Origin of the sequence: Arthrobacter sp. FW306-07-I (assembly GCF_021800405.1) — a bacterium.
Classification (GTDB): domain Bacteria; phylum Actinomycetota; class Actinomycetes; order Actinomycetales; family Micrococcaceae; genus Arthrobacter.
Window position 1 is genome coordinate 1,563,723 of record NZ_CP084550.1, and the last position, 24,410, is coordinate 1,588,132.

Sequence of the window (24,410 nt, forward strand, 5' to 3'; positions counted from 1 at the left end):
GAAACTGCAGGGGGTGGCCACTTCGGTGGCCGCCCCTTTTGCATGCGCGCAAACCACTGGAAGTCCAGTCCATCTGGGGCGCGGCCGGTTCCGGCTACCGGATCCGGCACGATACCCTTTTTTCAGAGTCACCAACGGGAAGGCACCATGGAAGCCGTCAACACTGTCACGCATTCAGAGAAGAGCCGGCGGCGCGTCCTCCTGAAGCTCTCCGGCGAGGTCTTCGGCGGCGGAAAACTGGGTGTCGACCCCGAAACCGTCCGCGACGTTGCCAAGCAGATCGCAGCCGCTGTCCCGCAGGTGGAGGTGGCCATTGTGGTGGGCGGCGGCAACTTCTTCCGCGGCGCCGAACTGTCCCAGAGCGGCATGGACCGCTCCCGGGCGGACTACATGGGCATGCTGGGCACGGTCATGAACTGCCTGGCCCTCCAGGACTTCCTGGAGCAGGCAGGCGTTGAAACCCGCGTGCAGAGCGCCATCACCATGGGCCAGGTGGCCGAGGCCTACATTCCGCGCCGTGCCATCCGGCACATGGAGAAGGGCCGTGTGGTCATCTTCGGCGCCGGCGCCGGCCTGCCATACTTCTCCACCGACACTGTTGCCGCGCAGCGGGCCCTGGAGGTCCACGCCGACGTGGTCCTCATGGCCAAGAGCGGAGTGGACGCCGTCTACACCGCGGACCCCAAGAAGGACCCCACCGCAGAGCGCCTGGAAAAGCTCAGCTACGACGATGCCCTGCGCCGCGACATCCGCGTCATGGACCAGACCGCCATGACCATGTGCAAGGACAACAACCTTTCCATGGTGGTCTTTGGCATGGAGGGTGAAGGCAATGTCACCCGCGCCATCCTTGGCGAGAAGCTGGGCACCCTGGTCACTGCCTAGCTGCGGCTAGGATGATTTCAGGACAGTTCCGTCCCCGCCCTTCCCGGCGGGGACGGAAAACAGCAACCAAGAACCACGTGAGTGCAGATAACCGGCGCCCCGGACCGCACCAGAACCGTCAGGAGAGACCGTGATCGAAGAAACCTTGCTCGAAGCCGAAGAAAAGATGGACAAGGCGGTTGAGGTAGCCAAGGAAGACTTCGCTTCCGTCCGCACCGGCCGCGCCAACCCCGGCCTGTACAACAAGGTCCTGGTGGACTACTACGGTTCCCCCACGCCGCTGCAGCAGCTGGCTTCCTTTGCCATCCCGGACGCCCGGACCATCCTGATCACCCCGTTCGACAAGTCCGCCATGCGCGACATCGAGCGTGCCCTGAGCGACTCCGAGGTCGGCGCCAACCCGTCCAATGACGGCAACGTCATCAGGATCACCATTCCCGAGCTGACCAAGGAACGCCGCAAGGAATACGTCAAGATCGTCAAGACCAAGGGCGAGGACGCCAAGATCTCCATCCGCAACATCCGCCGCAAGGCCAAGGAGACGCTGGACCGCCTGGTCAAGGACGGGGAAGCCGGGGAGGACGAAGGCAACCGCGCCGAAAAGGAACTGGACAGCCTCACCAAGGCCCACGTGGACGGCATCGACGAGCTGCTTAAGCGCAAGGAAGCAGAGCTGCTCGAAGTCTGATGGGCCAGGCAGATCAGGCCCCCACGCCCAGGGCGCGCACACGGGGGAAGCAGCCCAGGAGCAACCCGACACCAAAGGCCGGGCGCAACCTGCCTGCCGCCGTCGTGGTGGGCCTGGCCATGCTCATCGCCGTCCTGGGCGGGCTGCTGTTCCTCCCGCTGGTTTTTGTCGCCATCGTCACCGCCTTCGCGGTGTTCGGTGTTTGGGAGATCTACCGGGCGCTGGAAGCCAACGGTACAAGGATGCCCATTGTTCCGGTCATGACCGGAACCCTGGCCATGCCGTTCGCGGCCTATTTTGGCGGGATTGAAAGCCAGCTCTTTGCCCTGCTGCTGAGCGCCGTGGCGGTCCTGCTCTGGCGGTCCATCGAAAGCGCCGCCGGATCGGCCAACAGCATCTTCGCGGGCGTCTTCACCCTGGGCTGGGTGCCGTTCTTTATCAGCTTCGCCGCCCTGCCTTTGCATGCCGCCGGCACAACGCCGCTGGGGCTGTGGCCCGGGGGCATGGCGCCCATCGGAGCGTGGGAGATCGCCGTCATGCTGCTGCTGGTGGTCTCCAACGACACCTTCGGCTACCTGGTGGGGGCGTCCATCGGAAAGCACCCCATGGCGCCGAAGATCAGCCCCAAGAAATCCTGGGAGGGGTTCGGAGGATCGGTGGCAGGCGCCATGCTGATCGGCATCCTCGCCGCCCTTTTCGTGTTGGACAAGCCGTGGTGGGTCGGAGTGGTGCTGGCCGTGGGAACGGTGGCTGCCTCTACCGCCGGCGACCTCGCCGAATCCATGGTCAAGCGTGAGCTGGGCGTCAAGGACATGAGCAGCATACTGCCCGGCCACGGAGGCGTGATGGACCGGCTGGATTCGATCGTGTTCGCCGCGCCCGTGGCCTTCATCCTGTATGGGCTTGTGGCCGGCGCTTAGGTCCCTCCAGCCCGGCGAGGCCCGGGTATTGACACAAACAGGGGTCCGGGCGGGCGCACCAGGCCCGGCACCCTAAACTGGTGCGGAAGCACTACGGCTGAAGAGCATTGAAGGAATCGAAGTGGCATTGGACATTCATCGGCAGATCCCTGCGTCCTTTGAGCGCGTGGAGCGCAGCGAGTACGGCTACAACGCCAAGCAGGTGGACCAGTTCCTGCAGCGGGCACGGGTCTCCCTGGAAACGCCGGAAGCTGCCACGGACCCCGTCAAGAGCTCCGATGTGCGGGCGGTGTCCTTCGATCCGGTCAAGGGCGGCTACTCGGCTGCCGTTGTGGATGCAGCGCTGGACCGGCTCGAGGATGCCTTTGCCCGACGGGAGCGGGACGAATTGATCGCGGCGAGGGGCGAGGAAGCCTGGCTGCGCGAAATCGGAAACCTGTCCGGCATCCTCCGGGGACGGCTGCACCGGCCGGACGGTGACCGCTTCCGCCGGCCCAGCCAGAAGAAGGGGCGCAGCTACAACACGCACGACGTCGACCGGCTGTGCCATGAGCTCATCGCCTACCTTGAGCAGGACAAGCCGCTGAGCGTGGACAGTGTGCGGCGTGCAGTCTTCCGTCCTGCCGTGGGCCAGGAAGGATACGAGGAATCCCAGGTGGACGCCTTCCTGGACCGCGTTGTCGAACTGATGGCTGCCATTGACTGAGGGGGCTTCCGCCGGTGCTGGCTATTCCCCGGCCGACGGCGTGGGGGACAAGGGCGTAAAACGGCGCCACACGTCGCGGTAGCTCCGGTACCCCCGGACCGCGGATGCCGCCAGGAACCCGGTTCCGCATACGGCGCCCGTCACCGCGGCCGGTCCCATACCGGCGCCGGCGAGCGTCACCAGCAGGCCAGCCAGGATGGCAATCAAGGCAGCGTTCGCCGTCGTTATGAAGATCATGCTGCTGCCCGCCACGTGGCTGAAGCTGCCGCGGTTGCCGAAAAAATAGTAGGTCTGCACTGAGCCGGCCTCGTCGTCGTGGTGGGCTGCCATCAGGTAGGGCGCCACGCCCGGGTCAAGGTCCACGTAGGCGGCCCGCAGCCTGTTCATGGCTGTGACGTACATGAGGTCCTCGTGGGCCACGTTGTTCACCCGGAGCTGGGTCAGTAGCCCGATCGCCGCGTTGATGAACAACACCACCACCCCCAGCAGGACGAACGCGTCCGAAAACCCGGTGGCCTGGCCCACCAGCGCCACGCTGACCACGCTGGCGGACGTGAAGGTGAGGAACATGCTGATGCGGGTCAGCACCTCCGCCTGCGCCGTGCTGCGTGATGCCAACAGGCCCCAGTGTTCCGTGGCGAGCAGCTGCGCCCGCACGGAGGCCGGGACCCCGCTGTCCTGGTGGAAGCGGTCCTGGTGGAAGCCGTGCTGGTGGGACGTGCCGCCGTCCTCGGTGGACATGGCGTTATTGTCCTCCCGATCACCGTTCGGTTGCCAGCGGCCGTTCCGGGGTGTGCAGCCGGGTCATGATCCTTGGCATGCTGGCCGGGATCCGGCCGGCGGTGGCCCGCGAGACGATGACCATCACGGCGAACGCGGCGGGCACGCTCCAGGCCGCGGGTTGTGCCAGCCAGGCCGGTGCCGGACCCGAACCGGGGAGGGCCCCGGCGATCATTGCCCCGCCGCACAGCACACCGCCGGTCACCATTCCGGCAATGGCGCCGGCGTCGGTCAGTCCGCGCCACCAAATGCCCAGCAGCAGGACCGGGCACACCGTGGAGGCGGTAAACGCGAACACCAGCCCGACGCTGCCGGCCAGTGCCAGGGAACCGGTCATGAAGGCGAAGCCAAGGGGGACGACGGCGGACACGACGGCCGCGAGCCGGAACCCCCGCACGCTGCCGCCCAGGACGTCCTGGCTGATGACGCCGGCCAGGGACACCACCAGGCCTGAGGTAGTGGACAGGAAGGCGGCAAACGCCCCTGCCACCACCAAGGCGGTCAGCATGTCGCCGGCCATCCCGCCGACGAGTTCGCCGGGCAGCCTCAGGACCATGGCATCCGGCTGTCCGGACCGGGCGAGGTCCGGGGCGAACATCCGGGCCACCAGGCCATAAGCGGTGGGGAAGAGGTAGAACACGGACAGCAGGCCCAGGACGATCAGCGTGGTGCGCCGTGCCGAGTGCCCGTCCGGGTTCGTGTAGAAACGCACCAGCACGTGCGGCAGGCCCAGGGTGCCGAACAGCAGCGCCACCAGTAAGGACACGTTCTGGTAGGGCCCGGCCGGTGCCAGGCCCGTCGGGTTGACGGCCGGCGGGGACTGCGGCTCGACCCCGTGCCCGGCCAGCACGAAGATGATGAACAGGATGGGCACGGCCAGGGCTGTCAGCTTGAGCCAGTACTGGAACGCCTGGACAAAGGTGATGGAGCGCATCCCGCCGGCAACCACCGTCAGGCACACCACCACCACGACGGCCACGGACCCCACCCAGGACGGCAGGCCAGTGGCGATATGGATGGTCAGCGCGGCGCCGTGGAGCTGCGGCACGATGTACAACCACCCCACCATCACCACTACAAGGCTGGTGACGCGGCGGACCGTCCGGGAAGCGAGGCGAGACTCGGTGAAGTCCGGAATTGTATAGGCCCCAGACCGGCGGAGCGGGGCGGCGACGAAGAGCAGCAGCATCAGGTACCCGGCGGTATAGCCTACGGGGAACCAGAGCGCGTCGGTCCCGGACAGCAGGATGAGTCCGGCCACGCCCAGGAAGCTGGCGGCGGACAGGTACTCCCCGCCGATCGCCGATGCATTCCACCAGGGCCGAACGGTCCGCGAGGCAACGTAGAAGTCTCCCGTGGTGCGCGAGATCCGGAGCCCGTAGAACCCGATGATGGCGGTGGCGAGGGACACCACGGTGACGGCGGTGATGGCGACGCCGGCATTCACCCCTGCCTCACTGTTCCCCCGCCAGGTCCCGGTACCGTGCCTCGTTCCGGGCCGCCGTCCTGACGTACAGCCACGCGCTCAGCCCGATGACAGGGTAGATGCCGGCGCCCAGCAGCAACCAGCCAAAGGGGATCCCGGCGATGCGGGCGTCGGCGAGGCCGGGAACCACCACCAGGATCAGCGGGAACGCGGCAAGGATCAGAAGGAAGCCACCCGCCACCACCAGGGCCAGCCGCAGCTGGGACCGGATCAGCGAGCGGACGAACACCTGCCCAACGTCGGATTCCTGCGCCGCTTCGCGCGACTCCAGGGGCTTTGACGCGCCACGGGCCTGGGTGAGCGGTGACGCGTGCGGGGCCGTGACGCGGACCCGGGTCATGCGTGCGGCCTGATCCGGGTGGCCTCCAGCCTCTCCCGCACGATGGGCAGGTGCCTGCGGCTGATGGGCAGGCCTGCGCCGGCCACCGTGACGCGCGGTCCGTCGGCCGCCAGCTTCATGGAGGACACATGCTTCAGGGCCACCAGGTAGGAGCGGTGGGTGCGGATGAACCCGGCGTCTGCCCACTGCTGTTCCAGGTCGGCCAGCGGGACCCGGATGAGGTAGCTTGCGTCGGCGGTGTGCAGCCGCGCGTAGTCCCCCTGGGCCTGGACGTACGTGACGTCATCGCGGCGGATCATCCTGGTGGTTCCGCCCTGGTCCACTGTGATCATCTCAGGCGCCGCCCCGCCGTCGCGCAGTTCGCTGATCCGTCCCACGGAACGGGCAAGGCGCTCGGCGCGCACAGGCTTGAGCAGGTAGTCCACGGCGGCGAGTTCGAAGGCGGCCAGGGCGTGGTCCTCGTCGGCGGTGACAAAGACGACGGCGGGCGGGTTGCTGCTCCGGGCGATCGCGCCGGCGATGTCCAGGCCGGACACGGCGGGCATGTGGATATCCAGGAAGACGGCGTCGATGCTGGCGGAGGACAGGGCCGTGAGTGCTTCGGCGCCTGACGTGGCCCGCAGCACCTTTCCGATGCGTTCGTCCCTGCCCAGCAGGAAAGCCAGTTCCTCAACGGCGGGCAGCTCATCGTCAACGACGAGGACGTTAATCATTCTCCTAGGGTACTTCCAGCGGGAGGCCGGCCTTACGCATCATGGCCGGGCTGGGACTTGGGCACCCGCATGGTGATCAGCGTTCCCTCGCCCGGCGCCGTTTCCACCACCAGCCCGTGGTCGTTGCCGTACACCTGCCGGAGGCGCGCGTCCACGTTCCGCAGCCCAACGTGGTCCCCGTCGGTGTGGCCGGCCAGGACCGATCGGAGCTGCTCCGGATCCATTCCCACGCCGTCGTCCTCAATGGTGACCTCGGCGAAGGCACCCGCGTCCTCCGCCGTGATGCTGATATGCCCCGGACCTGCCTTGGCCTCCAGCCCGTGCCGGACGGCGTTTTCCACCAGCGGCTGGAGGCTGAGGAACGGGATGACGGTGCTGAGGACTTCGGGCGCCACGCGGAGGCTGACCTGGACCCGGTCGCCGAACCGGGCGCGCTCCAGGAGCAGGTAGCGGTCGATGCAGCGCAGTTCCTCGGCCAGCGTGGTGAAGTCGCCGTGCCGCCGGAATGAGTAGCGGGTGAAATCGGCGAACTCCACTACGAGTTCCCTGGCCCGTTCCGGGTCCGTGTTGATGAAGGACGCGATGGCGTTGAGTGAGTTGTAGATGAAGTGCGGGCTGATCTGGGCCCGCAGCGCCCGGACCTCCGCTTCCATGAGCAGCGTGCGGGAGGCGTCCAGTTCGGCCAATTCCACCTGGACGGCCACCCAGTCCGCCACTTCCCCTGTCGCCCTGACCAGGCCGGCCCCCGCGGAAGGAGCAAAGGCGGCAACCGCACCCACCACCCGGGTGCCCGCCCGCACGGGGGCGATGACGCCGGCAAGCCGGCCGCCGGTACCATCGCCTCCCGCGGGCAGTACGGCCGCCCGGCCCGAAGCCAGGACCTCGGCGGCGAGGTCCATCAGGCGCGGCCTGATGTCCTCGCCGCCGCCGTCCCAGGCCAGGACGCCCGAGGTGTCGGTGATCGCCAGGGCATCGCAGGCAAGCAGGGCGCGGAGCTGGCGGCTGGCCTTTGCGGCTCCGGCCGGGTTCAGGCCCCGCCGCAGGTGCTGCCCTGCCTGGGAGGCCGCGTGGAGCGTGTGGTAGGTGGCGCGTTCGGCATCAGTGCCCAGCTCACGGAAGGAACGGAGCACCTTCAGGCCCACGCCGACGACGACGGCAATGGCCATGGCGATCACAGCCACGGCCGCGGCGGTGAGGAGGGGGGAGTCCGGCATGCTGCCCAGCGTAGCGGCGGGTGCCGTTGGCCGCAGCATCGCGACCGTTGAGCGACGGTGGGGGCCGATGTGCTGGAACCGGCGGCACCCACGGCGGCAGAGTGATTGGTGTCACATCTGCGGTGCCCCTGTGTGATCAGGGACTGCCGCCCGGTGTGTTCCGGCAACTCAATGAGGAGGAACGATGGGTAACGATGCCCATACTCCGGACGCAGCGGCGTCCGTGGACTTTGAACAAGTCCAGTCGACCGGGCAGTTCCAGGAATTGCGCAAGCGTCACCGCAGCTTTGTCTTCCCCATGGCAGTGGCCTTCCTGCTGTGGTACTTCGCCTATGTCCTGCTTGCCGACTATGCGGTGGGATTCATGTCCACCAAGGTCTGGGGCAACATCAACATCGGCCTGATCCTGGGCCTGCTCCAGTTTGTCTCCACCTTCGCCATCACCGGCTGGTACGTGCACTACTCCAACAAGCGGCTGGACCCCATCGCTTCGGAGATCAGGCACGAGATCGAGGGGCATGAATTCGATAAGAACGGAAACCGAGTGGGCGGAGCCAACAAATGATCGCAATTCCCGCAGCGGTGGACGTCGCCGCCCTCAAGGACACCACCCTGCTGAACATGGGCATCTTCGGCCTGTTCGTGGCGGTCACCATGGTGATCGTGTTCCGCGCCAGCCGCAACAACAAGACCGCCGCCGACTACTATGCGGCAGGACGGTCGTTCACCGGCTCGCAGAACGGCACCGCCATCGCCGGCGACTACCTGTCGGCAGCATCCTTCCTGGGCATCACCGGGGCCATCGCCATCAACGGCTACGACGGGTTCATGTACTCCATCGGCTTCCTGGTGGCCTGGCTCGTGGCGCTTTTGCTGGTGGCTGAACTGCTGCGCAACACCGGCAAGTTCACCATGGCTGACGTGCTGTCCTTCCGGCTGAAGCAGCGCCCGGTCCGGATCGCCGCCGCCATTTCCACCCTCGCGGTCTGCTTCTTCTACCTGCTGGCCCAGATGGCCGGTGCAGGCAGCTTGATCTCCCTGCTGCTGGGCATCAGCGACTGGGGCGGCCAGGCCCTGGTGATCATCGTCGTCGGCGCCCTCATGATCATGTACGTCCTGATCGGCGGCATGAAGGGCACCACCTGGGTCCAGATCATCAAAGCCATGCTGCTGATCGCCGGTGCCGCCGTCATGACCCTGTGGGTCCTGGCCATTTACGGCTTCAACCTTTCCGCCCTGCTGGGCGGTGCCGTGGAGACCGCCAACAACCCTGCGGTCCTGAACCCGGGCCTCCAGTACGGCAAGACCGATACGTCCAAGCTGGACTTCATGTCCCTGGGCCTTGCCCTGGTGCTCGGCACGGCAGCCCTGCCGCACGTCCTGATGCGCTTCTACACCGTCCCCACAGCCAAGGAAGCACGCAAGTCCGTGGTCTGGTCCATCTGGCTGATCGGCCTGTTCTACCTCTTCACCCTGGTGCTTGGCTATGGAGCTGCGGCCCTTGTGGGCGCGGACACCATCAAGTCCGCACCCGGCGGCGTCAACGCCGCCGCCCCGCTGCTGGCCTTCCACCTGGGCGGCCCGCTGCTGCTCGGGTTCATCTCGGCGGTCGCGTTCGCCACCATCCTGGCTGTGGTGGCCGGCCTGACCATTACAGCGGCGGCATCCTTTGCCCATGACATTTACGCCAACGTCATTGCCAAGGGCAAGGCCGACGCCGCCACCGAAGTCCGGGTAGCCCGCCGCACCGTAGTGGTGATCGGCATCCTGGCCATCCTGGGCGGCATCTTCGCCAACGGCCAGAACGTAGCCTTCCTGGTGGCGCTCGCCTTCGCGGTTGCCGCTTCGGCGAACCTGCCCACCATCATCTACTCGCTGTTCTGGCGGAAGTTCACCACCCAGGGCGCCGTGTGGAGCATGTACGGAGGTTTGGCGGCGGCCATCCTGCTCATCGTGTTCTCGCCGGTGGTTTCCGGTGCCAAGACCTCGATGATCCCGGGTGCCAACTTCGCGCTCTTCCCGCTGAGCAACCCGGGCATCGTGTCGATTCCGCTGGCCTTCTTCCTGGGCTGGCTGGGCACCACCCTGGATAAGAGGCGCGAAGATCCTGCCAAGCAGGCCGAAATGGAAGTCCGGTCGCTCACGGGCATCGGAGCCGAGAAGGCCGTGGACCACTAAGGCAGGGTTCCTGAAGAGGGTCCACTGCCAACCAGCGCCGGGATTTTTCCGGCGCAACGCGAAGAGCCTCCTGCCGCAGACTGCGGCATGGAGGCTCTTTCCGTGGGACAGGGTGCGGTCCAGCCGCGGGCGGCCCAGTGGTCGCTCAGTGCTGGTGGTGGCCACCCGGCGCCAGGTTCCCGTGCCCACTGTGCGGCACGGCGTACTGGCCCGCGGTGGAAGCGGCGAGTCCCGGCGTCGTAATGCCCGCCACCAGGACGGCACCGGCAAACGCTGCGAGCAACAGCCTGCCCGGCCGGTCTCCGGCCCTTTCCCCGGCTGCCTGCTGCCGCCGGCCGTCCAGCCGCTGGGTCCGTCTCAGCCACGCCAGCGAGGCGATGATCATCAGCGTCAGCAGCAACGCCGAAAGCTGCGTCAAGCCCAGCCCGGAAGTTACGAACGCAGGGAAGGCGATGGCGGCGAGGTGGGCCACGGCGGCGGCCGCCAGCGGGTACTGCACCCATCGGCCGCCCGCCGACCGGTCCCTGGCCAGGAACACCACGGCACCGGCCAGCAGGGCTGTGCCCCATAGACCGGCCAGCACCGCGGCGATGATCCTCTCCGGCTGCGCCGAACCGGCTGCAAGGATGCTGGACGAGATGGCCAGGTTGACCGATCCCGCGCCGAATCCCGCGAACCCGGTGACCAGGCGGACCGAAGGGTGCGTCAGGGGCGCTGGCTGGATTGCTGGAACAGTTGGCCCCGCAGGAGCCATTCCGGGCCTTGTCATGCCGCGCTGTCCTGCTACGCGCGGGCAGCGGCCGGGGACTTGTCCAGGGACAGGCCCACGCCGAGCAGGAGTACCGCGCTGGCCAGGTGGAGGACGTTGTCGGCCCCGTTCAGCGCGATGATGTTCAGCGGCGAGTTCAGCAGGAACAGGCCAACAATGCCCACCAGGAGGTAGACGGCGCCCACGGTGGCGTTCACCGTGCGTGCGCTGGCCGTCCCGCGGAGCCCGGCCAAGAGCAGCGCGGCGCCGATGGCCAGGTGAATGACGTTGTGCAGCGGGTTGACTTCGAAGATGATGAGGTTCGCGCCCTCGGTGCCGGCGAAACCGACGCCGGAGGTGACTGCGAAGCCCAGGAGGCCCACCAGCAGGTAGACGGCTCCGAAAATGGTGGCGATGAGGCGGTTGGGTGAGTTGCGCATGGCCTGGATCCTTCCGATAGGGCGGGTGTGGCCACCCGCCGGTCCGTGGTCCCTGGGCGGGACCCTCGGAAGCGATTCGGACCATGGCCGGAAGTGGATGGGTAAAAAGATCAGCACCCTTTCCACCTTCCCGAACCTTCCCGTCGTCAGGCTGGCCCTAGGCGGCGGGACGCAGCTTGATGTTGGTCATCGTGAGCCGGTCGGTTCCCTGGAACTTGTAGGCCAGGTCCACCTTCTTGCCGGTGCAGCTGATCTGGCCCACCACCTCGGCCGACTTGACGCCGTTCTCGGTGGCCACCTTCAGGTTGTTGTAGGAGGGCTGGCAGGAGCTGTCCATTTCCAGGCTCTTCACCCCGGAGATGAATGCCTCCTTGGAAAGCTGCTCCTGAAGGGCGGGGTCGAGATATTCGTCGTACGCGCCGGAGGTGTCGCCGGCGATCACCTTCTTTGTGAAGTCGTCCGCGAGGCCCCTGGCCTGGTTGGTGGCGCTGCCCACGATGTTCACCAGGATGACGACGCCGATGGTCACCAGCACCAGCACTCCGCCGATGCTGCCAAGGATGATCCACAGCTTCCGCCGGCTCCGCTGCCGGCTTCGCTGCGGGGGAGGCTCACCGGGCAGGCCGAACGGGGCCGGCTGTTCCGGCATCGGGGGAAACTGATGCGGTGTTAAGCCCGGAGGGCCCTGCTGATACGTGCCCTGCCTGTACGGTCCTTGCTGGTACGGATCCTGGGGGCTGCCCGCGTCCTGGGGACTAGTCAAGTGGTGAGCCTTTCATCAAACTGGCGGCTTTCATCGAACAGGCGCTTCGGCGCCGGCGGGCGGACGGGCCGGTCCCGGCCCGCGTATGACTGAAACCAGCCTATAACCCGGCCCGCCGCCGTCGTGCTTTCAGCGCCGCCTCCAAATCCTGCCGCTATGCGCCCTCTGAGCCGCGGTCAAGCAGGGGCTGCACACGGAAGGGGATCAGCTCGCCCATCGCCAGGGCCGTGTCCGCCCGCTCCACGCCGTCGCAGGCCAGGATCTTTCCGTTGATGCGGAACAGGTCCTCGGCATCCCGGGCCACCACGCGCAGCAGCAGGTCCGCCGATCCCGTCAGCCCGTATCCCTCCAAAACCTCCGGAATGGCCGCGATCTCCTCCGCCAGCCTCCCAAGTTTCTGTTGCTGGACGTGCACCGAGATGAAGGCCATGAGCGGGTACCCCAGCGCCACCGGATTGATGCGCCGTTGAAAGGACAGGAAGGCGTGCTTCTTTTCCAACTGGGCCATGCGCGCCTGGACCGTGTTGCGGGACAGCCCCAGCTTCTGGGCGAGCGCCACCACCGTCCGGCGGGGGTCCTCCGCGAGCGCCGACAGAAGGCGGGTGTCAGTGCCATCCAAAGCTTGCATAATGCGCAACGCTAGCACGGTGCCAACAGCCCTGACAGGGCATTTTGCTCAAAAAATGCCCGAGTGGTTGTACCCCATGGGTGTTGTGAGTAGGGTCACAGTATCTGGGGCAATGACGCCCGGAAGGCCGGTGGCGGCAGGGCCAAAAGCCCGGAAGCCACGGGTCAACGACGTACGAAGGTTGCGGCAATCGTGTCTACAGACGAAACGGGCCCTGGCGGCGCACAGACCCCCGAAAGCGCAGGAAACCCGGGCAGCCCCGGGCAGGAATTTCTCCAACTGATCACCCCGGCAGGCGAGCGCATCAGCCACCCGGAGTTCGACTTCTGGGTCAGGGATATTACCGACGAGCAGTTGTGTTCCCTGTTCGAGGATATGACTGTCATCCGCCGGATCGACGTGGAGGCCACCGCGCTGCAGCGGCAGGGTGAGCTGGCCCTGTGGCCCCCGCTGCTCGGCCAGGAAGCGGCCCAGATCGGGTCCGGCCGGTCCCTGCGGGCCGACGATTTTGTGTTCTCCAGCTACCGTGAGAACGGAGTGGCATACTGCCGCGGCGTGGATCTGACCGACCTCCTCCGGGTATGGCGCGGCAATGCCTCCGGCGGATGGGACCCGTACAGCATCAACATGGCCACGCCGCAGATCATTATCGGTGCCCAGACCCTGCACGCCACCGGCTATGCCATGGGGATCCAGAATGACGGCGCCGATGCCGCAGCCATCACCTACTTCGGCGACGGTGCCACCAGCGAAGGCGACGTCAGCGAGGCCATGGTGTTTGCCGCCAGCTTCCAGGTCCCCGTGGTCTTCTTCTGCACCAACAACCACTGGGCCATCTCCGAGCCGGTACGACTGCAGTCCCATATCCAGCTCGCGGACCGGGCCACCGGTTTCGGCATCCCCAGCCTGCGGGTGGACGGCAACGATGTCCTGGCGGTCATGGCCGCTACCCGGCTGGCGCTGGACCGGGCCCGGCGCGGCGGCGGTCCCACCTTCATCGAAGCGGTCAGCTACCGCATGGGGCCGCACACTACGGCCGATGACCCAACCCGCTACCGGGACGCCAATGAACTTGAGGACTGGGCGGCCAAGGACCCCATCTCCAGGCTCGCCGGCCTCCTGGACCGGAAGGGCCTGCTCACCGCGGAACTGCAGCAGCAGGTCAAGGACAAGGCAGACGCCGTTGCGGCGGAGATGCGCCGGGGCTGCACCACCATGCCCGATCCCCAGCCCATGGACATCTTCAAGCACGTCTACAGCGCACCCAACTCCTGGCTGGAACGCCAGCAGGACCATTACGCACGTTATTTGGCGTCCTTCGGCGATCCCGCAGGAGCCGTTTCAGAGGAAGGTGCACGCTGATGACGCAGTTGACCTTTGCCCGTGCCATCAACGCCGGGCTGCGCAAGTCGCTGGAAAACGACTCAAAGGTGGTCCTCCTCGGCGAGGACATTGGCACCCTGGGCGGGGTGTTCCGCGTGACGGACGGCCTGCAAAAGGATTTCGGGACCCACCGCGTGGTGGACACGCCGCTGGCCGAGTCCGCCATCGTGGGCACCGCCGTCGGCCTGGCCTACCGGGGCTACCGGCCGGTGGTGGAAATCCAGTTTGACGGGTTCATCTACCCGGCGTTCGACCAGATCGTCAGCCAGGTGGCCAAGCTGCACTACCGCACCCGCGGGGCCGTCAAGATGCCCATCACCATCCGCGTCCCCTTTGGCGGCGGCATCGGCTCGCCCGAGCACCACTCGGAATCACCGGAAGCCTACTTCACCCACACCTCCGGATTGCGGGTGGTGACAGTGGCCAATCCGCAGGACGCCTACACCGTGATCCAGCAGGCCATCTCCTGTGACGATCCCGTCCTGTACTTCGAGCCAAAGCGCCGCTATCACGACAAAGGTGAGGTGGACGAGTCCGTGGACCCGGCCATGGCCCTGCCCATGGACAAGGCCAGGGTGCTGACCGACGGCGCGGACGTCACCCTGGTGGCCTACGGGCCGCTGGTCAAGACCGCTTTGGACGCCGCCTCCGCCGCAGCGGATGAAGGCATCTCGATTGAAGTCATCGACCTGCGCTCGCTGGCCCCCGTTGACTACGAACCCGTGGTGGCCTCGGTGCGGAAGACAGGGCGGCTGGTGGTCACCCACGAGGCCGGGCAGTCCGGCGGGCTCGGCGCGGAAGTGGCGGCGAGCATCACGGAGCGGTGCTTCTACCACCTGGAAGCAGCACCCGTCCGGGTGACCGGGTTCGACATCCCCTACCCCTACTCCAAGCTGGAAATGCACCACCTGCCGGGCCTGGACCGCATCCTGGACGGTGTGGATCGTGCCCTAGGCCGCCCCAACTCCCTGAGCGGGCTGGAAGGATGAGCGCCACCATGATCAAGGAATTCCGGCTCCCGGACCTGGGTGAGGGACTCACGGAGTCCGAAATCCTCAGCTGGAAAGTGGGCGTTGGCGATACCGTCACCCTGAACCAGGTCATCGCCGAGGTGGAGACGGCCAAGGCCGTAGTGGAGCTTCCGTCGCCCTTTGCCGGCGTCATCAAGGAACTTCACGAGCAGCCCGGTTCCGTCGTGGAGGTGGGCAAGCCCATCGTCTCCTTTGAGGTGGCGGACGACGACGGCGGGTCGCCTTCGGAGGGGAACGGCCGTTCGGCCGGGCTCGGGGAACAACCGGCGGAGACGCCCAAACGGGAACCGAACCTGGTGGGGTACGGTGCCGTCGTCGAAGGATCCGGACGCCCCACGCGCCGGGCGCGCAACTTCGCGCCGGTGGCTGGGCCGGCCAAAACAAAACAGGCTGAAAGCGCGGTGCCGGTGGTTGAGCCAGTCGAAACCACACCTGTCGAAACCAGGCCGGCCGAGCGACCGCGGTCCACTCCTCCCGTCCGCAAGCTGGCCAAGGACCTGGGGCTGGACCTCGCGCAGATCCGCGGTACCGGTCCCGGCGGGCTGATTACCCGGGAAGATGTGCAGGGATTTTCCGGGCACGCGGAAGAGGCCGCCACTCCCATGGCTGGGCGGGCGGCTGCAGCTGGAGCAGGCGCGGGGGAGCGGGAGACCCGGACTCCCATCAGAGGCGTCCGGAAACACACCGCGGCCGCAATGGTGCAAAGCGCCTTCACTGCGCCGCATGCCACCGAGTTCCTCACCGTGGACGTCACGCCGAGCCTTGAGCTGCTGGCCAAACTGAAGGAGAGCAGGGTATTCGCCGGCATCAAGCTCACACCCCTGACGCTCGCCGCCAAGGCGGTCCTCATTGCCCTTCGCCGGCAGCCGGCGCTGAATTCGCGCTGGGACGAGGAAAACCAGGAGATCGTCACGTTCCATTACGTGAACCTGGGCATCGCCGCGGCCACGCCCAGGGGGCTCACCGTGCCCAACATCAAGGACGCCGGCGCCCTGCAGCTCCCGGAGCTCGCCCAGGCCCTGGCGGAACTCGCCGAGACCGCCCGGGCGGGTAAGACCACCCCCGCGGACCTTTCCGGCGGCACCATCTCCATCACCAACATCGGTGTCTTCGGCATCGACGCCGGCACCCCCATCCTCAACCCGGGGGAGGCGGCGATCCTCGGCCTGGGCGCGGTCCGGACCATGCCGTGGGAATACCGGGGCGAGGTGGCGCTGCGCCAGGTGCTCACGCTGAGCCTGTCCTTCGACCACCGCCTGGTGGATGGGGAACAAGGCTCCCGTTTCCTGGCCGACGTCGGTGCCATCCTGGCCGAGCCGGGGATGGTCCTCACCATGGTGTAGCGGCCCATCACCACCGGCCCCAACCTGCATAAGCGGTGCTGCCAGGGCCCGGTTGTGCGGGCGGGGGCCGTTCGTGTGGTGCCCGGTGTTGGGCGGCTCAGGCTGAAGGCCCGCTGTCCACCATCAGGGCTGCCAGCGCCATCCGCTCCAGCAAGGGGCGGGCAACGCTGGCAGCCATCCGCCTGCCGTGGCTGCGGACGGAGTGCGGCGTGGAGTTGATCAGGCCAAAGGTGGCGTGGGCGCGCATTCGCAGTTCAGCGGCATCGATACGGGGGTGCACCTTTGCCAGGACGTCCACCCACACCTCTACGTAGCTGCGCTGCAGCGCGCGCACGGCGGACTGGTCCTGCTCCGACAGATTGCTGAGGTCGCGGTCCTGCACCCGGATTACGTCCGGCTTGCCGAGCGCGAAGTCCACTTGGAACTCCACCAGCTGGCGCAGCGCCGCCAGGGGATCGGCGGCGTGCTCCACAACCTGGCGGCCGCCGTCGAGCAGTTCCCGGCTCACGGTGACCAGCAGGTCGGCCAGGACCGCCTGCTTGCCGGGAAAATGGCGATAGACCGCAGGCCCGCTGACGCCCGCAGCTGCGCCGAGGTCCTCCAGGGACACCCGGTTGAAGCCGTTGGCTGCGAACAGCGAGGCCGCAGCTGTCAGCAACGCCTGCCGCCGGTTCTCCTTGGCCTTGCCGCGCTGCGTTGTGGGGACCTGCGTCGTGGGGACCTGCGTCGTGGGACCCTGCGGTGTGGGGACGTGCGTGGCAGGAACCGGCTGCACTGGATTGCTGGACACTTTTCCTCCTGGGGCCGACGCAGAGTCTAGCAAGGCGCCCGTGTGTTGGACATCACAGTTAATCGAGACTAACCTGAATTTCAGTTATTAGTCACTAACCGAGTTGGCGTGGAGCCGGCCCGGTGCACACAAGGACGGATCGTCAATGGAGACCCTGGCCACCCGGCTCGACCCGGCAAGCGAGTCCTTCCGCGCCAACCGGGAAGCGCAGCTGGCGCTCGCGGAGGACCTGCGGAAAAGGCTGGCGGATGCGGCGCTGGGAGGTCCCCAGAAGTCGCGGGACCGGCATGTGGCCCGTGGCAAGCTGCTGCCGCGGGACCGGATCGACCAGCTCCTGGATGACGGCAGCCCGTTCCTGGAAATCGCGCCCCTTGCCGCCAACGGCATGTACAACGGCGATGCCCCGGGCGCCGGAGTAATCGCCGGGATCGGCCTGGTGCACGGCAGGCAGGTGCTGGTCATCTCCAATGACGCCACCGTCAAGGGCGGCACCTATTACCCAATGACGGTCAAGAAGCACCTCCGCGCGCAGGAGATCGCCCTGGAAAACCGGCTGCCCTGCATCTACCTGGTGGATTCGGGCGGGGCGTTCCTGCCCAAGCAGGATGAGGTGTTCCCGGACAGGGACCACTTCGGCCGGATCTTCTACAACCAGGCACGCCTCTCCGGCGCCAAGATCCCGCAGCTCGCCGCCGTCATGGGGTCGTGCACGGCGGGCGGCGCGTACGTCCCCGCCATGAGCGACGAAACCGTTATTGTCCGGAACCAGGGCACCATCTTCCTGGGCGGACCGCCGCTGGTGAAGGCCGCCATTGGGGAAATCGTCACTGCTGAGGAACTGGGCGGGGGCGAGGTGCATTCCCGCGTCTCCGGTGTGACCGACCACTTGGCCGACAACGACGAACATGCCCTCCAGATCATCAGGGACATCGTTGCCACCCTGCCTCCTCCCGCCGCGCCCGCCTGGCAGGTGGAACCCGGGGTCGAACCTGCCGTCGACCCGGAGGGGCTCTACGGCGCCGTGCCCACGGACGTCAACGCACCCTACGACGTCCATGAGGTGATCGCCCGGCTGGTGGACGGCAGCAGGTTCCACGAATTCAAGAAGGACTACGGCACCACCCTTGTCACCGGCTTCGCCCGCATCGACGGTCACCCCGTGGGCATCGTGGCCAACAACGGCGTGCTGTTCAGCGAGTCCTCGCTCAAGGGCGCGCATTTCATCGAGCTGTGCGACCAGCGCGGCATCCCGCTGCTGTTCCTGCAGAACATCTCCGGCTTCATGGTGGGCCGGGACGCCGAACAGGGCGGCATCGCCAAGAACGGGGCCAAGATGGTCACCGCCGTCGCCACGGCCCGCGTGCCCAAGCTGACCGTGGTGATCGGCGGCTCCTTTGGTGCCGGGAACTACTCCATGTGCGGCCGCGCCTATTCCCCGCGGTTCCTGTGGATGTGGCCCGCGGCCCGCATCTCGGTAATGGGCGGCAACCAGGCGGCCAGCGTGCTGGCCACCGTGAAGCGGGACCAGTATGAGGCGGCGGGGGAGGACTGGCCGGCCGACGACGAGGAAGCCTTCAAAGCCCCCATCCGCCAGCAGTACGAGGACCAGGGGAGCCCGTATTACTCCACTGCGCGGCTCTGGGATGACGCCGTCATCGACCCCGCCGATACCCGCACCGTCCTGGGCCTCGCCCTGGACGTCGTCTCCCGCACCCCCTTGCCGGAGACCTCCTTCGGCCTCTTCCGGATGTGAGCCAGCAATGACCATGCAGACCAACACCGCCACCCAAACCACCGGCGCCGGGACCGCAGCGGCCACCGCCACCAACGACGCCACGCCGCTTTTCAGCACGGTCCTGGTGGCCAACCGCGGCGAAATCGCCTGCCGCGTCATCCGCACCCTGCGACAGCTTGGGATCCGCTCGGTGGCCGTCTACAGCGATGCCGACGCCGGCGCCCGCCACGTGCGCGAAGCCGACACGGCGGTCCGGATCGGCCCTGCCGCGGCGGCCGAGAGCTACCTGAACGCCGATGCGATCGTCGAAGCCTGCAGGCGGTCCGGTGCCGAGGCCGTCCACCCGGGCTACGGCTTCCTCAGCGAGAACGTGGACTTCGCCAGGGCCCTTGAAAAGGCCGGCATCACGTTCATCGGGCCGGGCGTGGAAGCCCTCAATGTCATGGGCGACAAGATCCGCGCCAAAAACCATGTGGCGGGTTACGGCGTGCCCGTGGTCCCCGGCGTTGCCAGGCCCGGTATGACGGACGGCGAACTGTCCGAGGCGGCCGCCGCCGTCGGCTATCCGCTCCTGATCAAGCCCTCCGCCGGTGGCGGCGGCAAAGGCATGCACGTGGTGGAAAAGCCGGCGGACCTGCCCGCAGCCCTGGCCACGGCGCGGCGCGTTGCCAGTGCGGCGTTTGGCGATGACACCCTGTTCCTGGAGCGCCTGGTGACCACCCCGCGGCACATCGAAGTGCAGGTGCTGGCTGACAACCACGGCAACGTCATCCACCTGGGCGAGCGCGAGTGCTCCCTGCAGCGACGGCACCAGAAAGTCATCGAGGAAGCCCCGTCCCCCCTGCTGGAGGGCCTGCCCAACGGTGCGGAAGTGCGGGCGCGGATTGGCGAAGCCGCATGCAACGCCGCCCGCAGCGTGAACTACACCGGGGCGGGAACAGTGGAATTCCTGGTGTCCGACGACGCGCCAGATGAGTTCTTCTTCATGGAGATGAACACCAGGCTGCAGGTAGAACACCCCGTCACCGAGATGGTCACCGGCATCGACCTCGTGGAATGGCAGGTGCGGATCGCCGCCGGGGCGGAACTGACGCTGCGGCAGGCCGACGTCGAACTGTCCGGCCATGCGGTGGAGGCGCGGGTCTACGCCGAGGTGCCGGAGAAGAACTTCCTGCCGTCCACCGGGACGGTGCTGCAGCTGGACGAGTTGCCGGGACCACAGCAGCGGCCCAGCGCTCCCGCACGGGGTGAAGTGGACCAGCCCGGCGGCCGGCTCCGCGTGGATTCCTCCCTGGTGGAAGGGCTGGAGCTTTCGGCACACTACGACCCCATGATCTCCAAGGTGATCGCCTGGGGCGCGGACCGCGGCGCAGCCCTCGCGTCCCTTGATACAGCCCTGGCCGGGTACACCGCTCTGGGCATCGAGACCAATGTCGAGTACCTTCGGCTCCTGCTCAACGATCCCGACGTCCGCGCCGGGCGCCTGGACACCGGCCTGATCGAGCGGAAGCTGCCCGCACTCGAATTCCGCCGTATCGAAGAGCCCGAACTTGTGGCCGCCGCGCTCTACGCGCTGTCCATGGAGGCGCAGGACCATCCGGCCCCTGCGTCCGGCCCGTGGCTGGAAAGGAGCGGCTGGCGGCTTGGCGCACCAGCTCCGCGCCGGATCAGCCTAGGAATGCCCGACGGCGGCGTGAAAACCGTGCTGGTCAGCGGCAGCCCCAGCGGGGGACAGACAGTCACGGTAACGGTCGACGGCGGCGCCCGGCGGCGTGCAGCCCTGGACTGGTCCAGCCGGCACTGCATCGACCTTGACCTTGACGGCGAGCACCGGAGTTACCGGCTGGCTCCCGTCGTCACGGGGCCGGTGGAACCGACGTGGAGCAATCCACTGCCCGGTCGCCCCACCCAACTCTTCCTCGGCAACGCCGGCTGGTCCTGCCGGATTGACGTCCTGACCCGCGAGGCGCGGCTGGAGCGGGTGCTGGCAGCCGTCCAGCGGCAGGAAGGCGCCGCCGATCCGGAGGTGCGTTCGCCAATGCCCGGCACGGTGGTGGCTGTCCCGGTCGCCGACGGGGATGAAGTCCAGGCCGGGGAAGTCCTGGTGTCCGTGGAGGCCATGAAGATGGAGCATCACTTGGTGGCCCCGCTGGCAGGGACGGTCCATCTGTCCGCCCGCACCGGTGACCTGGTGAAGGCCGACCAGGTGCTGGCCACCGTCCACCCCCATCCCACGGGTGCCGGACCCAGCTCCACGGACACAGAAACAGTTGCAGACGAAGACCAAGGCGAAGGAGCCTGACCATGAGCGGTTTTGAACTCACCGAGGAATACCAGGACCTCAGCGACACCGTGCGCGACTTTGCGGACAACGTGGTGGCCCCGGTTTCCGCAAAGCACGACGAAGAGCACAGCTTCCCCTACGAAGTGGTGAAGCAGATGGCGGAGATGGGCCTGTTCGGGCTGCCGTTCCCGGAGGAATACGGCGGCATGGGCGGGGACTACTTCGCCCTGGCGCTTGCGCTGGAACAGCTGGGCCGCGTGGACCAGTCAGTGGCCATCACCCTGGAGGCCGGGGTGTCCCTGGGCGCCATGCCCGTGTACCGCTTCGGCACGGAAGCACAGAAACAGGAGTGGCTGCCCATGCTTGCGTCCGGCCAGGCGCTCGCCGGGTTCGGGCTCACCGAGCCGGAGGCAGGGTCCGACGCCGGCGGCACCAAGACCCACGCGAGGCGCGAGGCCGTCGGAGACAAAACACACTGGGTGATCAACGGCAACAAGGAGTTCATCACCAACTCCGGAACCGACATCACCCGGCTGGTCACCGTCACGGCCGTCACCGGCCAGCAGGAACGCGAAGACGGGAGCATCAAAAAGGAAATCTCCACCATCCTGGTGCCAACGGACACCCCCGGCTTCAAGGCGGAGAAACCCTACAACAAGGTGGGTTGGAACGCCTCCGATACCCACCCGCTGACCCTGAAGGACGTCCGGGTGCCGGAAGAAAACCTGCTTGGCGAAGAGGGGCGCGGTTACGCCAACTTCCTGTCCATCCTGGACGAGGGCCGGATCGCCATCGCGGCATTGGCAACCGGCGCGGCCCAGGGCTGCGTGGACCTGTCGGTCCGGTATGCCCGCGAGCGGCGGGCATTCGGCCACGAAATCGGCAAATACCAGGCCATCTCCTTCAAGATCGCGCGCATGGAGGCACGGGCCCACACCGCCCGGCTGGCCTACTACGACGCGGCCGCCCGGATGCTGGCAGGCAAGCCGTTCAAGACCCAGGCGGCCATCGCTAAGATGGTCGCAGGCGAGGCAGCCATGGACAACGCGCGGGATGCCACCCAGGTATTCGGCGGCTATGGCTTCATCAACGAGTTCACTGTGGCACGCCACTACCGCGACTCCAAGATCCTTGAAGTGGGGGAGGGCACCACGGAGGTCCAGCTGATGCTGATCGCCCGCGAACTGGGACTTTAGCCCTGCGCCTGCACAGGGCACGCAAGCCGGCCTGAAAGGATCAAGGATGATTGACAAGGTTGTTGCCAGTGCTGATGAAGCCGTGGGGGACATCCCCGACGGCGCTTCCCTGGCCGTGGGCGGGTTCGGCCTCTGCGGGATCCCGGTGGCCCTGATCGATGCCCTGCACCGGGCCGGGACAACGGACCTGGAAACCGTCAGCAACAACTGCGGCGTCGACGACTGGGGACTGGGCATCCTGCTGCGGGACGGGCGTATCCGCCGCACCATCAGCTCCTACGTGGGCGAGAACAAGGAGTTCGCCCGCCAGTACCTGGCCGGCGAGCTCGAGGTAGTGCTCACCCCGCAGGGCACGCTGGCCGAGAAACTGCGTGCCGGCGGCGCGGGCATCCCGGCCTTCTACACCAAGGCGGGGGTAGGCACCCAGGTGTCCGACGGCGGCCTGCCGCAGAAGTACGACGCCAACGGAGGCATCGCGGTTGCCTCGGCCCCCAAGGAAGTGCGCCCGTTCGGCGGCGTCGACTACGTCCTGGAAGAGTCCCTCACCCCGGATTTCGGGCTGGTGCACGCGTGGAAGGGCGACCGCCACGGCAACCTGGTCTTCCACGCCACGGCCATGAACTTCAACCCGCTGTGTGCCATGGCCGGAAAGATCACCATCGCCGAGGTGGAGGAACTGGTGGAGCCTGGCGAACTGGACCCCGAACATATCCACACCCCAGGCATCTTCGTCCAGCGCGTGGTCCATGTCCCGAATGGTGAGAAACGGATCGAAAAGCGGACGGTCGCCCTCAGCAAGGCAGGAGCATGAGCATGGATCCCAACAGCCCCGAGGCTCCGCGCCCGGAAGCCGTACGCCCCGAGTACCGGCGTGCAGGGTCCCAGCAGCACGCCGGCCCTGGTGACTCCACGTCGCCGGCAGACACCAAAGGCTGGAACCGCAACGAACTGGCCGCGCGGGTGGCCAGGGAACTGCGCAACGGCCAGTACGTGAACCTGGGGATCGGCATGCCCACCCTGATACCCAACTACATCCCTGACGGGGTGGAAGTGGTGCTGCACTCCGAGAACGGAATCCTCGGCGTCGGACCCTATCCCGCTGAAGACGCCCTGGACCCGGACCTGATCAATGCCGGCAAGGAAACCGTGACCGTCAACAGGGGAGCGGCGTTCTTTGACTCGGCAACCTCCTTCGGCATGATCCGCGGCGGCCACGTGGACCTGGCCGTGCTGGGCGCCATGGAGGTGGCCGAGAACGGAGACCTGGCCAACTGGATGATCCCGGGAAAGATGGTCAAGGGCATGGGCGGGGCCATGGACCTGGTGTTCGGGGCCAAACGGGTGATCGTGATGATGGAGCACGTTGACCGCAACGGAAACCCCAAAATCGTCCGGCAATGCTCGCTGCCGCTGACAGGCAAGGGCTGCGTGGATCGGATCATCACGGACCTGGCCGTCATCGACGTCGTCAAGGATGGCGGCGCCTCCCGGCTGGTCCTGCGCGAACTGGCTCCCAACGTCTCCGTCGAAGACGTGGTGGCCGCCACTGGAACTGACCTGTTCGAGGAAGACAGGGAACTGACCGTATGACCGGCAACAGCCCCGCGGGCAGCAATTCGGACAGCCCAACCACCGCAGCCGTTGACGGAGGCAGGCGGGTCGTCGAGCAGCGCGGGCTGTACTTCGACGAACTGGAGGAAGGCGTGGTGTATGCCCACCGGCCGGGGCGCACCGTGACCGAAGCCGACAACGTCCTGTTCACCACGCTGACCATGAACACGCAGGCCCTCCACCTGGACGCGGCCTGGAGCGCCGGGCAGCCCTTCGGCCAGCGGCTGATGAACTCCATGTTCACCCTTGCCACCATGGTGGGCCAGTCCGTCACGCAATTGACCCAGGGGACCATCATCGCCCAGCTGGGCCTGACCGACGTGTCCTTCCCGCACCCGCTTTATCATGGCGACACGCTCTACACAGAGACCGTCGTCGCCGGCAGGCGGCCTTCCTCCTCGCGCCCCGGCCAGGGGATCGTGACCATGGAACACACTGGCCGCAACCAGGACGGAACCGTGGTGGCCCGGGCCACGCGCAGTTGCCTGATGTGGACGCGGGATGCTCACCAGGACGCACGGAACGTTCAAAACATCGGAGAATAGCCT

Annotated in this window: 25 protein-coding genes; 15 read left to right on the top strand and 10 right to left on the bottom strand. The window is 67.0% G+C overall.

The genetic code is table 11. The features are described 5' to 3' along the window. The first annotated feature begins 147 nt into the window (after positions 1–147). The 4 genes from pyrH (at position 148) to LFT46_RS07180 (ending at position 3,199) form a co-directional block, all read left to right on the top strand. Positions 148–885, top strand: coding sequence for a UMP kinase (gene pyrH, locus LFT46_RS07165; protein ID WP_236801868.1), 738 nt, complete (start codon positions 148–150; stop codon positions 883–885). Positions 886–1,015: 130 nt separating this feature from the next. Then, complete coding sequence (gene frr, locus LFT46_RS07170) at positions 1,016–1,573, top strand: ribosome recycling factor (RefSeq protein WP_043452867.1); 558 nt, start codon at positions 1,016–1,018, stop codon at positions 1,571–1,573. After that, positions 1,573–2,493: a phosphatidate cytidylyltransferase gene (locus tag LFT46_RS07175; protein WP_236801869.1), complete on the top strand. Its 921-nt coding sequence runs from the start codon at positions 1,573–1,575 to the stop codon at positions 2,491–2,493. Before frr ends, LFT46_RS07175 begins: the two co-directional genes overlap by 1 nt. 121 nt (positions 2,494–2,614) lie before the next feature. Beyond that, positions 2,615–3,199, top strand: coding sequence for a DivIVA domain-containing protein (locus tag LFT46_RS07180; protein WP_236801870.1), 585 nt, complete (start codon positions 2,615–2,617; stop codon positions 3,197–3,199). A gap of 21 nt (positions 3,200–3,220) precedes the next feature. Here LFT46_RS07180 and LFT46_RS07185 read toward each other — a convergent pair whose 3' ends face one another. From LFT46_RS07185 to LFT46_RS07205, 5 genes are read right to left on the bottom strand one after another with little or no spacing between them, the layout of a single operon-like run. Continuing rightward, positions 3,221–3,940: a hypothetical protein gene (locus LFT46_RS07185; RefSeq protein ID WP_236821703.1), complete on the bottom strand. Its 720-nt coding sequence runs from the start codon at positions 3,938–3,940 to the stop codon at positions 3,221–3,223. Positions 3,941–3,959: 19 nt separating this feature from the next. Beyond that, a complete protein-coding gene (locus LFT46_RS07190; protein ID WP_236821704.1) occupies positions 3,960–5,426 on the bottom strand; it encodes a sodium/solute symporter in 1,467 nt (488 codons plus the stop codon). A 7-nt stretch (positions 5,427–5,433) separates the two neighbouring features. Continuing rightward, on the bottom strand, positions 5,434–5,805 hold the full coding sequence (locus LFT46_RS07195) for a hypothetical protein (RefSeq protein ID WP_236801873.1): 372 nt from the start codon (positions 5,803–5,805) through the stop codon (positions 5,434–5,436). Then, positions 5,802–6,518 carry a LytR/AlgR family response regulator transcription factor gene (locus LFT46_RS07200; RefSeq protein ID WP_236801874.1) on the bottom strand — a complete coding sequence of 239 codons (717 nt, stop codon included), beginning with the start codon at positions 6,516–6,518 and terminating at the stop codon, positions 5,802–5,804. Before LFT46_RS07200 ends, LFT46_RS07195 begins: the two co-directional genes overlap by 4 nt. A gap of 32 nt (positions 6,519–6,550) precedes the next feature. Next, positions 6,551–7,732, bottom strand: coding sequence for a sensor histidine kinase (locus LFT46_RS07205; protein WP_236821705.1), 1,182 nt, complete (start codon positions 7,730–7,732; stop codon positions 6,551–6,553). Positions 7,733–7,916: 184 nt separating this feature from the next. Between LFT46_RS07205 and LFT46_RS07210 the strand changes: the two genes are divergently transcribed. Further along, positions 7,917–8,297 carry a DUF485 domain-containing protein gene (locus tag LFT46_RS07210; protein ID WP_236801876.1) on the top strand — a complete coding sequence of 127 codons (381 nt, stop codon included), beginning with the start codon at positions 7,917–7,919 and terminating at the stop codon, positions 8,295–8,297. Further along, positions 8,294–9,910 carry a solute symporter family protein gene (locus LFT46_RS07215; RefSeq protein ID WP_236801877.1) on the top strand — a complete coding sequence of 539 codons (1,617 nt, stop codon included), beginning with the start codon at positions 8,294–8,296 and terminating at the stop codon, positions 9,908–9,910. The genes LFT46_RS07210 and LFT46_RS07215 overlap by 4 nt, the downstream gene beginning before the upstream one ends. 145 nt (positions 9,911–10,055) lie before the next feature. Here the strand turns inward: LFT46_RS07215 and LFT46_RS07220 are convergent, their stop codons facing one another. From LFT46_RS07220 to LFT46_RS07235, 4 genes are all read right to left on the bottom strand, one after another. After that, the gene (locus tag LFT46_RS07220; protein WP_236821706.1) at positions 10,056–10,679 is read right to left on the bottom strand and encodes a hypothetical protein; all 624 of its coding nucleotides are present in this window, start codon (positions 10,677–10,679) and stop codon (positions 10,056–10,058) included. A 14-nt stretch (positions 10,680–10,693) separates the two neighbouring features. Beyond that, positions 10,694–11,098, bottom strand: coding sequence for a DUF4383 domain-containing protein (locus LFT46_RS07225; protein WP_236821707.1), 405 nt, complete (start codon positions 11,096–11,098; stop codon positions 10,694–10,696). A gap of 157 nt (positions 11,099–11,255) precedes the next feature. Continuing rightward, positions 11,256–11,747: a hypothetical protein gene (locus LFT46_RS07230; protein WP_236821708.1), complete on the bottom strand. Its 492-nt coding sequence runs from the start codon at positions 11,745–11,747 to the stop codon at positions 11,256–11,258. A 268-nt stretch (positions 11,748–12,015) separates the two neighbouring features. Further along, complete coding sequence (locus tag LFT46_RS07235; RefSeq protein WP_236821709.1) at positions 12,016–12,489, bottom strand: Lrp/AsnC family transcriptional regulator; 474 nt, start codon at positions 12,487–12,489, stop codon at positions 12,016–12,018. Positions 12,490–12,681: 192 nt separating this feature from the next. Between LFT46_RS07235 and pdhA the strand changes: the two genes are divergently transcribed. Genes pdhA through LFT46_RS07250 form a run of 3 tightly spaced genes read left to right on the top strand, consistent with a single transcriptional unit; the run spans position 12,682 to position 16,246 of the window. After that, positions 12,682–13,851: a pyruvate dehydrogenase (acetyl-transferring) E1 component subunit alpha gene (pdhA, locus tag LFT46_RS07240; protein WP_236801882.1), complete on the top strand. Its 1,170-nt coding sequence runs from the start codon at positions 12,682–12,684 to the stop codon at positions 13,849–13,851. Beyond that, on the top strand, positions 13,851–14,861 hold the full coding sequence (locus tag LFT46_RS07245) for an alpha-ketoacid dehydrogenase subunit beta (protein ID WP_236801883.1): 1,011 nt from the start codon (positions 13,851–13,853) through the stop codon (positions 14,859–14,861). Before pdhA ends, LFT46_RS07245 begins: the two co-directional genes overlap by 1 nt. Positions 14,862–14,869: 8 nt before the next feature. Then, positions 14,870–16,246, top strand: a complete 1,377-nt coding sequence (locus LFT46_RS07250; RefSeq protein ID WP_236821710.1) for a dihydrolipoamide acetyltransferase family protein — start codon at positions 14,870–14,872, stop codon at positions 16,244–16,246. A gap of 97 nt (positions 16,247–16,343) precedes the next feature. Here the strand turns inward: LFT46_RS07250 and LFT46_RS07255 are convergent, their stop codons facing one another. Next, complete coding sequence (locus LFT46_RS07255) at positions 16,344–17,036, bottom strand: SACE_7040 family transcriptional regulator (RefSeq protein ID WP_272910826.1); 693 nt, start codon at positions 17,034–17,036, stop codon at positions 16,344–16,346. A gap of 145 nt (positions 17,037–17,181) precedes the next feature. Between LFT46_RS07255 and LFT46_RS07260 the strand changes: the two genes are divergently transcribed. Genes LFT46_RS07260 through LFT46_RS07285 form a run of 6 tightly spaced genes read left to right on the top strand, consistent with a single transcriptional unit; the run spans position 17,182 to position 24,407 of the window. Beyond that, positions 17,182–18,789 (top strand): carboxyl transferase domain-containing protein, encoded by a 1,608-nt coding sequence (locus LFT46_RS07260; protein ID WP_236821711.1) that lies wholly within the window; start codon positions 17,182–17,184, stop codon positions 18,787–18,789. Positions 18,790–18,796: 7 nt separating this feature from the next. Further along, complete coding sequence (locus tag LFT46_RS07265) at positions 18,797–21,073, top strand: ATP-binding protein (protein WP_236821712.1); 2,277 nt, start codon at positions 18,797–18,799, stop codon at positions 21,071–21,073. A gap of 2 nt (positions 21,074–21,075) precedes the next feature. Then, the gene (locus LFT46_RS07270) at positions 21,076–22,251 is read left to right on the top strand and encodes an acyl-CoA dehydrogenase family protein (RefSeq protein ID WP_236821713.1); all 1,176 of its coding nucleotides are present in this window, start codon (positions 21,076–21,078) and stop codon (positions 22,249–22,251) included. 46 nt (positions 22,252–22,297) lie between these two features. Continuing rightward, on the top strand, positions 22,298–23,062 hold the full coding sequence (locus tag LFT46_RS07275) for a CoA transferase subunit A (RefSeq protein WP_236821714.1): 765 nt from the start codon (positions 22,298–22,300) through the stop codon (positions 23,060–23,062). Beyond that, the gene (locus LFT46_RS07280; protein ID WP_373462204.1) at positions 23,059–23,841 is read left to right on the top strand and encodes a CoA transferase subunit B; all 783 of its coding nucleotides are present in this window, start codon (positions 23,059–23,061) and stop codon (positions 23,839–23,841) included. Before LFT46_RS07275 ends, LFT46_RS07280 begins: the two co-directional genes overlap by 4 nt. Continuing rightward, positions 23,838–24,407, top strand: a complete 570-nt coding sequence (locus LFT46_RS07285) for a MaoC family dehydratase (RefSeq protein ID WP_236821715.1) — start codon at positions 23,838–23,840, stop codon at positions 24,405–24,407. Before LFT46_RS07280 ends, LFT46_RS07285 begins: the two co-directional genes overlap by 4 nt. The last annotated feature ends 3 nt before the right edge of the window (positions 24,408–24,410 follow it).

What these genes read in the sequence shown, in the direction of transcription:
- pyrH (WP_236801868.1), top strand. Translation starts at nt 148, where the DNA reads ATGGAAGCCGTCAACACTGTCACGCATTCAGAGAAGAGCCGGCGGCGC.
- LFT46_RS07175 (WP_236801869.1), top strand. Translation starts at nt 1,573, where the DNA reads ATGGGCCAGGCAGATCAGGCCCCCACGCCCAGGGCGCGCACACGGGGG.
- LFT46_RS07185 (WP_236821703.1), bottom strand. Translation starts at nt 3,940, where the DNA reads ATGTCCACCGAGGACGGCGGCACGTCCCACCAGCACGGCTTCCACCAG.
- LFT46_RS07195 (WP_236801873.1), bottom strand. Translation starts at nt 5,805, where the DNA reads ATGACCCGGGTCCGCGTCACGGCCCCGCACGCGTCACCGCTCACCCAG.
- LFT46_RS07200 (WP_236801874.1), bottom strand. Translation starts at nt 6,518, where the DNA reads ATGATTAACGTCCTCGTCGTTGACGATGAGCTGCCCGCCGTTGAGGAA.
- LFT46_RS07205 (WP_236821705.1), bottom strand. Translation starts at nt 7,732, where the DNA reads ATGCCGGACTCCCCCCTCCTCACCGCCGCGGCCGTGGCTGTGATCGCC.
- LFT46_RS07210 (WP_236801876.1), top strand. Translation starts at nt 7,917, where the DNA reads ATGGGTAACGATGCCCATACTCCGGACGCAGCGGCGTCCGTGGACTTT.
- LFT46_RS07215 (WP_236801877.1), top strand. Translation starts at nt 8,294, where the DNA reads ATGATCGCAATTCCCGCAGCGGTGGACGTCGCCGCCCTCAAGGACACC.
- LFT46_RS07220 (WP_236821706.1), bottom strand. Translation starts at nt 10,679, where the DNA reads ATGACAAGGCCCGGAATGGCTCCTGCGGGGCCAACTGTTCCAGCAATC.
- LFT46_RS07225 (WP_236821707.1), bottom strand. Translation starts at nt 11,098, where the DNA reads ATGCGCAACTCACCCAACCGCCTCATCGCCACCATTTTCGGAGCCGTC.
- LFT46_RS07230 (WP_236821708.1), bottom strand. Translation starts at nt 11,747, where the DNA reads ATGCCGGAACAGCCGGCCCCGTTCGGCCTGCCCGGTGAGCCTCCCCCG.
- LFT46_RS07235 (WP_236821709.1), bottom strand. Translation starts at nt 12,489, where the DNA reads ATGCAAGCTTTGGATGGCACTGACACCCGCCTTCTGTCGGCGCTCGCG.
- LFT46_RS07245 (WP_236801883.1), top strand. Translation starts at nt 13,851, where the DNA reads ATGACGCAGTTGACCTTTGCCCGTGCCATCAACGCCGGGCTGCGCAAG.
- LFT46_RS07250 (WP_236821710.1), top strand. Translation starts at nt 14,870, where the DNA reads ATGATCAAGGAATTCCGGCTCCCGGACCTGGGTGAGGGACTCACGGAG.
- LFT46_RS07260 (WP_236821711.1), top strand. Translation starts at nt 17,182, where the DNA reads ATGGAGACCCTGGCCACCCGGCTCGACCCGGCAAGCGAGTCCTTCCGC.
- LFT46_RS07265 (WP_236821712.1), top strand. Translation starts at nt 18,797, where the DNA reads ATGACCATGCAGACCAACACCGCCACCCAAACCACCGGCGCCGGGACC.
- LFT46_RS07270 (WP_236821713.1), top strand. Translation starts at nt 21,076, where the DNA reads ATGAGCGGTTTTGAACTCACCGAGGAATACCAGGACCTCAGCGACACC.
- LFT46_RS07275 (WP_236821714.1), top strand. Translation starts at nt 22,298, where the DNA reads ATGATTGACAAGGTTGTTGCCAGTGCTGATGAAGCCGTGGGGGACATC.
- LFT46_RS07280 (WP_373462204.1), top strand. Translation starts at nt 23,059, where the DNA reads ATGAGCATGGATCCCAACAGCCCCGAGGCTCCGCGCCCGGAAGCCGTA.
- LFT46_RS07285 (WP_236821715.1), top strand. Translation starts at nt 23,838, where the DNA reads ATGACCGGCAACAGCCCCGCGGGCAGCAATTCGGACAGCCCAACCACC.